Below are 8759 nucleotides of genomic sequence, written 5' to 3'. Positions count from 1 at the left end.
GATGATGGCGCTGCGCAAGGATCCGCTGCACCGCTACGCCTCGGCCGAGGCGATGGCCGACGACCTGTTCCGCCACCTCGAAGGCCTGCCGGTGCAGGCGCGCCGCGGGGCGTGGAGCTACCGGGCCGGCCGCTTCGTGCTGCGCCACCGCGCCGCGGTGGGCGCGGTGATGCTGGCCAACCTGGCGCTGCTCGCCGGCATCGCCTTCGCCGGCTACCAGGCCTGGGAGGCGCAGCGCCAGCGCGAACGCGCGGAGCGGCATTTCGCGAGCGTGCGCAAGCTGGCCAGCTCGATGATGATCCCGATGCACGACGCGATCCGCGTGCTGCCGGGTTCCACGGCGGCGCGCAAGCTGCTGGTCGAGAATGGGCTCGCGTACCTCGAAGGCATCGCGCCCGAGGCGCAGCGCGAACCGGCGCTGCAGATCGAGCTGGCGAACGGCTACCGCAACATCGGTGACATCCAGGGCCGGCCGGGGCTGGCGAGCCTCGGCGATCCACAGGCCGCGCTCAAGAGCTACGGCCGCGCGATCGAGCTGCTGGCGCCGGTGCTGGCCGGACCGCCTCCGCACGGCGCGGTGTACCGCGATGCGCAGCAGGAGGTGGCGGTCGTGCACCAGCGCGAGGGCGCGGTGCTCGGCTTCATCGGCAAGTTCCCCGAGGCCGGGCGCACGCTGCGCGCCGGCATCGCGGCGGCCGACGAGCTGGCGGCCGCCGATCCGTCGAACCGCACATGGCGGCTGCTGCGCGCGACGCTGTACAGCCAGCTGAGCCAGGTGCAGATGTTCTCGGGTGACATCGACAACTACCTGAAGACCGCGGACGACGCCGCCGCGCAGCTGCAGGCCTTGGTCGCGCAGGATCCGGACGACAGCGATGCCGGCCTGAACCTGGCATCGATCCACTCGACGCGCGGCGAACAGCTGATCCAGCGCGACGCCACGGCCGCCAGCGCGCAGCTCGCGCTCGACGCCTTCCGCAAGAGCACGGCGGTGCTGGAGCCGCTGGTGGCGAAGAGCCCCGAGAACACCTCGCTCTCCCGGCACGTCGCGACCAACCTGGAGAACATCGCCTGGTGCCTGCGCCGCCTCGGCCAGCCGCGCGAGGCGGTGGCGCAGGCACGGCGCGCGCTCGAGATGATGCGCAAGCTCAGCAGCCAGGATCCGGGCAACACGCAGTTCCTGGCCGATGTCGCGAGCATGCAGACCTCGCTCGGCGAGGCACTGCTGGCCGAGCGCGAGGCGCGTGCCGGCGTGGAGGTGCTCACCGCCGCGGTGGCCTCGTTCGCCGCGTTGCCGGCCGGCCTGCGCGAAGACAACTACGTGCACTACCACCAGGGTCTTGCGCACCACCTGCTGGGTGTCGCGCTGCAGGCGCGGCAGCWGGCAGGCGATGCGGCCGCCGCCWGCGCCCAGCAGCGGCTCGCGCTGCCGATCATCGAGGAGATGGACAAGCAGGGCATCCCGCCCGGCCTCACCGGGCCGGCGGCCGTGCGCGAGGCCTTGAAGGGCTGCGGCTAGCGCCGCGTCGGTCCCCCCCGATCGAACAGCTTCGGCACCACCGCCAGCACCAGCAGCGCGAGCAAGGTGCTGAGCAAGGCCGTCGACTCCCGTCCCAGCCCGCAGGCCACGCCGATCGCGGCCGTCATGAACACGCCCGCCGCCGTCGTGAGGCCGACCACCTGTTCTTCGTCGCGCAGCTTCAGGATGGCACCCGCCCCGAGGAAGCCGACGCCCGCGACCACGCCCTGGATCACGCGGCTCAGGTCGGCGATCTCCATGCCGCCCTGCTGCGGCACCAGCACGAACAGCGCCGCGCCCATCGCCACCAGCATGTGCGTGCGGATGCCCGCGGCCTTGCCCTGGCTCTGCCGCTCATAACCCAGCACGCCGCCCAGCAGCGCCGCGAGCGTCAGCCGCAGCAGCACGCGCGTGATCTGCTCCGGGTCGCCCAGGTCCGAAAACTCCGAGTGCAATGCTCGCATCACCTGATCCATCGACGCTTCCTTGTTCTGCCTCAACAAATGCTACCGCGGTGCTTGACGCTCACCGCCCCCCGGCGCACATTCGCGCCGTCAGCGGATGTCTCGCTCCACAACAAGTCAAGGGCCGCCATGAGCCAGCCACCGGAGACCTTCACCAAAGCGCAGGAGCTTCGCAGCTTCGTCTTCCTCACCGCCGTGCTGGCCCCGCTGCTCGCGGTCGCGCTCGTCGGCGGCTACGGATTCATCGTCTGGATGGTGCAGCTCTTCACCGGTCCGCCGGGGCACTGAGCCATGCCGATCCCCGTTGAAGCCGCCGAGCTCCACATCGCGAGCCTCGTCGTGCAGGCCGTTGCGGCCGACATCGCGTCCGTCGCCGTCGCCATTGCGCAGCTGCCCGGCAGCGAGGTGCACGCGATGTCGCCGCAAGGCAAGCTCATCGTCACGCTCGAAGCCGCGTCCGCCGACGAGATGCTCGCGGCGATCGCGCTGATCCAACGCAGCCCCGGCGTGCTCACCGCCGCGCTCGTCTACCAATGCGCCGACACCCTGGCCGCCATGAATGAGGAGATCCCCGATGTCCCGGATGTCGATCCCACGCCGTGAGTTCATTCGCCAGACCGCCGCCGCCGCGGCCGGCGCCGTCGCCGGCATCCCGCTGCCCTCGCCCGCCCAGGGCGCCGACGACGCGTCGCTGAAGTGGTCCAAGGCCCCCTGCCGCTTCTGCGGCACCGGCTGCGGCGTCAGCGTCGCCGTCAAGGACAACCGCGTCGTCGCGACGCGGGGCGACCCCGAGGCCGAGGTCAACAAGGGCCTGAACTGCGTCAAGGGCTACTTCCTGTCGAAGATCATGTACGGCGAAGACCGCCTGACCCGCCCGCTGCTGCGCATGAAGAACGGCCAGTACGCGAAGGACGGCGAGTTCCAGCACGTCTCGTGGGACCAGGCCTTCGACGTGATGGCCGCGCAGTTCAAGCGCGTGCTGAAGGAAAAGGGCCCCACCGCGGTCGGCATGTTCGGCTCCGGCCAGTGGACGGTGTGGGAAGGCTATGCCGCGCTGAAGCTGATGAAGGCCGGTTTCCGCTCGAACAACCTCGACCCGAACGCCCGCCACTRCATGGCCTCGGCCGCGCTCGGCTTCATGCGCACCTTCGGCGCCGACGAGCCGATGGGCTGCTACGACGACATCGAGGCTGCCGATGCGTTCGTGCTGTGGGGCTCGAACATGGCCGAGATGCACCCGGTCCTGTGGACGCGCGTGACCGACCGGCGGCTGAGCGGCAAGGACGTGAAGGTCGCCGTGCTGTCGACCTTCGAGCACCGCTCGTACGAGCTCGCCGACATCGAGCTCACCTTCACGCCGCAGACCGATCTCGCGATCCTCAACTACATCGCGCACTACATCATCTCGACCGGCCGCGTGAACCGCGAGTTCGTCGACAAGCACACCTCGTTCCGGCTCGGCAACGCCGACATCGGCTACGGCCTGCGGCCGGAGCACCCGCTGCAGAAGGCCGCGAAGAACGCGGGCGACGCCGGCGGCTCCAGGCCGATCGGCTTCGACGAGTTCGCGCGCTTCGTCTCGCAGTACGACCTCGAGAGCACCGCCCGGCTGAGCGGCGTGCCGAAGAACCGCCTCGAGGCGCTGGCCGAGCTGTACGCCGACCCGAAGATCAAGGTGATGTCGTTCTGGACCATGGGCTTCAACCAGCACACGCGCGGTGTCTGGGCGAACAACATGGTCTACAACCTGCACCTGCTCACCGGCAAGATCGCGACGCCCGGCAACAGCCCGTTCTCGCTGACCGGCCAGCCGTCGGCCTGCGGCACCGCGCGCGAGGTCGGCACCTTCGCCAACCGGCTGCCGGCCGACATGGTCGTCACCAACCCGAAGCACCGCGCCCACACCGAAGAGATCTGGCAGATCCCCGAAGGCACCATCCCCGGCACGCCCGGCTACCACGCAGTGCTGCAGAACCGCATGCTGAAGGACGGCAAGCTGAACGCCTACTGGGTGATGGTCAACAACAACATGCAGGCCGGCGCGAACCTCACGCAGGAGGGCTACCCGGGCTACCGCAACCCCGACAACTTCATCGTGGTGTCCGATGCCTACCCGACCGTCACCGCGCTCGCGGCCGACCTGGTGCTGCCGGCCGCGATGTGGGTCGAGAAGGAAGGTGCCTACGGCAATGCCGAGCGGCGCACGCACTTCTGGCACCAGCTCGTCAATCCGCCCGGCGAGGCGCGCTCCGACCTGTGGCAGCTGATGGAGTTCTCGAAGCGCTTCAAGACCGACGAGGTCTGGCCCGCCGAGCTGCTCGACAAGAAGCCGGCGCTGCGCGGCAAGACGCTGTTCCAGGTGCTGTTCGAGAACGGGCAGGTCAACCGCTTCCCGCCCTCGCAGGTCGAGGCCGGCTACGAGAACGCCGAGGCGAAGGCGTTCGGCTTCTACCCGCAGAAGGGCCTGTTCGAGGAGTACGCGAGCTTCGGCCGCGGCCACGGCCACGACCTCGCACCCTTCGACACCTACCACCAGGTGCGCGGCCTGCGCTGGCCGGTGGTGAACGGCAAAGAGACGCGCTGGCGCTACAAGGAAGGTACCGACCCCTACGTGAAGCCCGGCACCGGCTGGCAGTTCTACGGCCACCCGGACGGCAAGGCGCTGATCTTCGCGCTGCCGTACGAGCCGCCGCCCGAGTTGCCCGACAAGGACTACCCGTTCTGGCTGTCGACCGGCCGCGTGCTGGAGCACTGGCACTCCGGCTCGATGACGCGCCGCGTGCCCGAGCTGCACAAGGCGGTGCCGAACGCGGTCTGCTACATGCACCCCGACGATGCCCGGTCGCTCGGGTTGCGGCGCGGGGTCGAGATCGAGGTCGCGTCGCGGCGCGGCAGCATCCGCACCCGTGTCGAGACGCGCGGGCGCAACAAGCCGCCACGCGGCCTGGTGTTCGTGCCGTGGTTCGATGCCAGCCAGCTGATCAACAAGGTCACGCTGGATGCCACCGACCCGATCTCGTTCCAGACCGATTTCAAGAAGTGCGCCGTGAAGATCGTCAAGGTCTGACACCGCGGGAGACACCGATGCGCCACCTCCTTTCCAGCGTGATGTGCGGCCTGCTGCTCGCCGCACAGGCCCTGCCCTGCGGCGCGGCTGATCCGGTAGCGGCCCCACCGGCCGCGGCGCTGCTGACCGATGCGGCACGCGGGCCGACGCCGATCCTCGCGACGACCCACCCGCCGCGCCTCGCCAACACGGTCAACGACGACCAGCGGCTCGCACGCAACTACGAGATGCAGCCGCCGATCATTCCGCACCGCATCGACGGCTACCAGGTCGACCGCAACTTCAACAAGTGCCTCGACTGCCATGCGCGTGCGCGCACCGAGTTCAGCCAGGCCGTGCCGGTCAGCGCCACGCACTACATCGACCGCACCGGCAAGGTGCTGCCGCAGGTCTCGACGCGGCGCTACTTCTGTCCGCAGTGCCACGTGGCGCAGGAGCCGGTGAAACCGCTGGTCGGCAACGGCTTCAAGGGGGTCGCGCCATGATCGAGCTCGCGAAACGCTACTGGCGCATCATCTCGCGGCCGAGCGTGCACTTCAGCCTCGGCTTCCTGACGTTGGCCGGCTTCATCGCGGGCATCGTGTTCTGGGGCGGCTTCAACACCGCGATGGAGGCGACCAACACCGAGGCCTTCTGCACCGGCTGCCACGAGATGCGCGAGAACACCTTCGCCGAGCTGAAGGGCACGATCCACTACACCAACCGCTCCGGCGTGCGCGCCGTCTGCTCCAACTGCCACGTGCCGCACGAGTGGACGCACAAGATCGCCCGCAAGATGCAGGCGTCGAAAGAGGTCTGGGGCAAGGTGTTCGGCAGCATCGACACGCAGGAGAAGTTCCAGGCCAAGCGGCTCGAGCTGGCGCAGCACGAATGGGCCCGCTTCAAGGCCAATGACTCGCTCGAATGCCGCAACTGCCACAACTACGAATCGATGGATTTCACGCGGCAGAGCGTGCGTGCGCAGAACATGCACACCACCTACCTGGCCAGCCGCGAGAAGACCTGCATCGATTGCCACAAGGGCATCGCGCACAAGCTGCCGCACATCCCGCCGGGCGAGGCGCCGACCGACACGCCGGGGCAGGTGCTGCCGGCGGACACGCCGCTCGCACCCGTTTCTGTTGTCGGTCCTGTTGTCGGTCCTGCTGTCGGTCCTGCGGTCGGTTCTGCGGTCGGTGCCGCCAGCGCCGCCCATCGGTAACCCGCTGAAAACGGCGTAGGCGCGGGCCTACACCGACACGCGCCGTTCCGCCTTGCAGCCCCTCGGGGCCGGCTCCTACAGTCGGTCCATGGGCGCGCCGTTCGCGCGTACCGGGGGAGAGGCCATGAAGAAATCGTTGCGCCTGCTGGCGTCGTTCGCGCTCGGTTGCAGCCTGGCCGCGGCCCTGCCCGCGCAGGCCACCGAGTACACGCTGTTCGATCTCGGCTCCCTCACGCCGGGCTATCGGATGTGGGCCACCGGCATAAACGACCTCGGCCAGGTCGTCGGCTATTCGTATGCCGACGGCAGTGGCGGCCAATCCGACTCCAACCTCTACAACGCCTTCGTGACCGGCGCCAACGGCACCGGCCTCACGGCCCTCGGCACGCTCGGCGGCAGCTGGAGCCGCGCGTTCGGGATCAACAACGCCGGGCAGGTGGTCGGCGATTCGCAGACGGCGTCGGGCAGCTTCCGCGCCTTCATCGGCACGGCCGGCAACCCGCTCACCGACATCGGCACGCTCGCCGGCAGCAGCAACAGCACCGCCACCGCGATCAACGCCAGCGGCCAGGTCGTCGGCATCGCGAGCGGCGCCAACCCGAACGGCAGTGACCCGCGCGGCTTCGTGTCCGGCCCGAATGGCAGCAACCTGCAGGCGCTCGGCAGCCTGAACGGCCAGGCGCTGTTCGGCCGCGGCATCAACGACAGCGGACAGGTGGTCGGCGGAACGAGCCCGTACAACCTCGGCATCAGCTTCGTGACCGGGCCGAATGCCACCTCGCCCGGCCCGGTGTTCGACGACACCAGCAGCGCCAACGCGATCAACAACCGCGGGCAGGTGGCCGGCACCTGGGGGCCCGACTTCTTCTCCAACGACGCCTTCATCGGCACGCCCGGGGGCACCGAAACCCACCTCGACTTCCACGGTGTCGACGGCTACGAGTACGGCAACCTCGGCGGCTTCGGCCAGTACGGCCCGATCTCGCGCAGCCAGGCCTTCGCGCTGAACGACAGCGGCCAGGTGGCCGGCACGTTCAACAACGGCCGCGTCGCGCGGTACTACGGCTTCATCAGCGGCCCTGACGGCCAGGGCGTGGTCAGCCTCGACAGCCTGTTCCCGCTCGCCGACGGCGATTACTTCATCAACGCGACAGCCGTCAACAACCTCGGGCAGTTCATCGCGAACTCCGAGCGGGGGCATGCCTACCTGATCTCGCCCATCCCCGAGCCGGTCACGCTCGCGCTGTGGACCGGTGGCTTGCTGCTGATCGGCTGGCGTGGCCGCAGATCCTCGAACCCCAGGGAGACCTCATGAAGACACCCACCCTCTTTGCCTCGCTGGCACTGGCCGCCAGCCTCGCCTGCAGCGCGCCGGCCCAGGCGCAGACCACGCAGTACCAGCTGTTCGACATCGGCCAGCTGGGCACCGGCGACCTGATGTACGCGACCGGCATCAACAACAGCGGCCAGGTCAGCGGCTATGCCTACACGAACGGCTTCAACGGCTGGTCGTCGGTCGGCGACTACCGCGGCTTCTTCAGCGGCGCCAACGGCGCCGGCCTGACGGCTGTCGGCACGTTCGGCGGCACCTGGAGCAAGGCGTACGGCATCAACGACGCCGGCCAGGTGGTCGGCGCCGCGCAGACGGCCGGTGGCAGCTTCCACGCCTTCCTGCGCAACGGCAACAGCGCGACCTTGCAGGACCTGGGCACGCTCGGCGCCAGCAACAGCATGGCCACCGCGATCAATGCCAGCGGCCAGGTGATCGGCATGACGGGCGGCGACCGCAACCTGCCCGGCTACCCCGACGTGCTGGATCCGCAGCAAGGCTTCATCACCGATGCCAACGGCCAGTCGATGCGCGCGCTCGGCAGCCTGAACGGCCAGCCGCTGTTCGGCAACGGCCTCAACGACGCCGGCCGCGTGGTCGGCCACATCGGCTACAGCGAGCTGAACCAGGCCGGCACCTTCGTGACCGGGCCGAACGGCAGCGCGCCGGCGGCGCTGCCCGCGGCGGTGCACTACCAGGAGAGCTCGATCAACAACCACGGCCAGATCGCCGGCACCTACATCGGGCCGCAGGCGTACGTGGGTCGCAACGCGTACATCGGCAACGATTCCGGCACCGTGAAGCCGCTCGATTTCTCGAATGTCGCGAACTACGACCCGGGCTACCTCGGCGGATCGGGCCAGTACGGGCCGGCCTCGTTCAGCGAGACCACCGGCATCAACGAGTTCGGGCAGGTGGCGGGGATCATCCACAACCACCGCTTCGGGCGCGACTTCGCGTTCATCACCGGCGCCAACGGCCAGGGCGTGATCGACATCAACAGCCTGTTCACGCTGGCCGACGGCGACTGGTTCCGCAACGTGACCGGCATCAACGACCAGGGCCAGTTCGTCGTCAACAGCGGCTACGGCCACGCCTACCTGATCTCGCCGATCCCCGAGCCGGCCACGCTCGCGCTGTGGGCAGCGGGCCTGCTGCTGGTCGGCGCTGCGGTCAGG

9 protein-coding genes are annotated in these 8759 nt (G+C 69.2%); 8 read left to right on the top strand and 1 reads right to left on the bottom strand.

What is annotated here, in order from left to right:
- Window positions 1–1519, top strand: a 1519-nt coding sequence (locus AC1D01_RS12115) for a hypothetical protein (protein ID WP_477866451.1), incomplete at its 5' end; no start/stop codon positions are given.
- Here the strand turns inward: AC1D01_RS12115 and AC1D01_RS12110 are convergent.
- The gene (locus AC1D01_RS12110) at window positions 1516–1983 is read right to left on the bottom strand and encodes an MgtC/SapB family protein (protein WP_477866449.1); all 468 of its coding nucleotides are present in this window, start codon (window positions 1981–1983) and stop codon (window positions 1516–1518) included. The genes AC1D01_RS12115 and AC1D01_RS12110 overlap by 4 nt on opposite strands.
- A 129-nt stretch (window positions 1984–2112) precedes the next feature.
- On the opposite strand from AC1D01_RS12110, the gene napE reads away from it, so the two are divergent.
- From napE to AC1D01_RS12075, 7 genes are all read left to right on the top strand, one after another.
- Window positions 2113–2271 carry a periplasmic nitrate reductase, NapE protein gene (gene napE, locus AC1D01_RS12105; protein ID WP_477866447.1) on the top strand — a complete coding sequence of 53 codons (159 nt, stop codon included), beginning with the start codon at window positions 2113–2115 and terminating at the stop codon, window positions 2269–2271.
- 3 nt (window positions 2272–2274) lie between these two features.
- Window positions 2275–2586, top strand: a complete 312-nt coding sequence (locus AC1D01_RS12100; protein ID WP_477866445.1) for a chaperone NapD — start codon at window positions 2275–2277, stop codon at window positions 2584–2586.
- On the top strand, window positions 2567–5050 hold the full coding sequence (gene napA, locus AC1D01_RS12095) for a periplasmic nitrate reductase subunit alpha (protein WP_477866455.1): 2484 nt from the start codon (window positions 2567–2569) through the stop codon (window positions 5048–5050). Before AC1D01_RS12100 ends, napA begins: the two co-directional genes overlap by 20 nt.
- A 41-nt stretch (window positions 5051–5091) precedes the next feature.
- Window positions 5092–5535 (top strand): nitrate reductase cytochrome c-type subunit, encoded by a 444-nt coding sequence (locus tag AC1D01_RS12090; RefSeq protein ID WP_477866453.1) that lies wholly within the window; start codon window positions 5092–5094, stop codon window positions 5533–5535.
- On the top strand, window positions 5532–6251 hold the full coding sequence (locus tag AC1D01_RS12085; protein ID WP_477866443.1) for a cytochrome c3 family protein: 720 nt from the start codon (window positions 5532–5534) through the stop codon (window positions 6249–6251). The genes AC1D01_RS12090 and AC1D01_RS12085 overlap by 4 nt, the downstream gene beginning before the upstream one ends.
- Window positions 6252–6375: 124 nt before the next feature.
- On the top strand, window positions 6376–7566 hold the full coding sequence (locus AC1D01_RS12080) for a hypothetical protein (RefSeq protein WP_477866441.1): 1191 nt from the start codon (window positions 6376–6378) through the stop codon (window positions 7564–7566).
- On the top strand, window positions 7563–8759 hold a 1197-nt coding region (locus AC1D01_RS12075; RefSeq protein ID WP_477866439.1), incomplete at its 3' end, for a hypothetical protein. The genes AC1D01_RS12080 and AC1D01_RS12075, both read left to right, overlap by 4 nt.

Source organism: Rhizobacter sp. P3_B12 (assembly GCF_056402895.1).
This window is presented reverse-complemented; position numbering and strand designations above follow the sequence as displayed.

Excerpts from the sequence above, each read along its gene's own strand:
- AC1D01_RS12090 (WP_477866453.1), top strand. The coding sequence starts at position 5,092 with ATGTGCGGCCTGCTGCTCGCCGCACAGGCCCTGCCCTGCGGCGCGGCT.
- AC1D01_RS12100 (WP_477866445.1), top strand. The coding sequence starts at position 2,275 with ATGCCGATCCCCGTTGAAGCCGCCGAGCTCCACATCGCGAGCCTCGTC.
- napE (WP_477866447.1), top strand. The coding sequence starts at position 2,113 with ATGAGCCAGCCACCGGAGACCTTCACCAAAGCGCAGGAGCTTCGCAGC.
- AC1D01_RS12080 (WP_477866441.1), top strand. The coding sequence starts at position 6,376 with ATGAAGAAATCGTTGCGCCTGCTGGCGTCGTTCGCGCTCGGTTGCAGC.
- AC1D01_RS12110 (WP_477866449.1), bottom strand. The coding sequence starts at position 1,983 with ATGCGAGCATTGCACTCGGAGTTTTCGGACCTGGGCGACCCGGAGCAG.
- AC1D01_RS12085 (WP_477866443.1), top strand. The coding sequence starts at position 5,532 with ATGATCGAGCTCGCGAAACGCTACTGGCGCATCATCTCGCGGCCGAGC.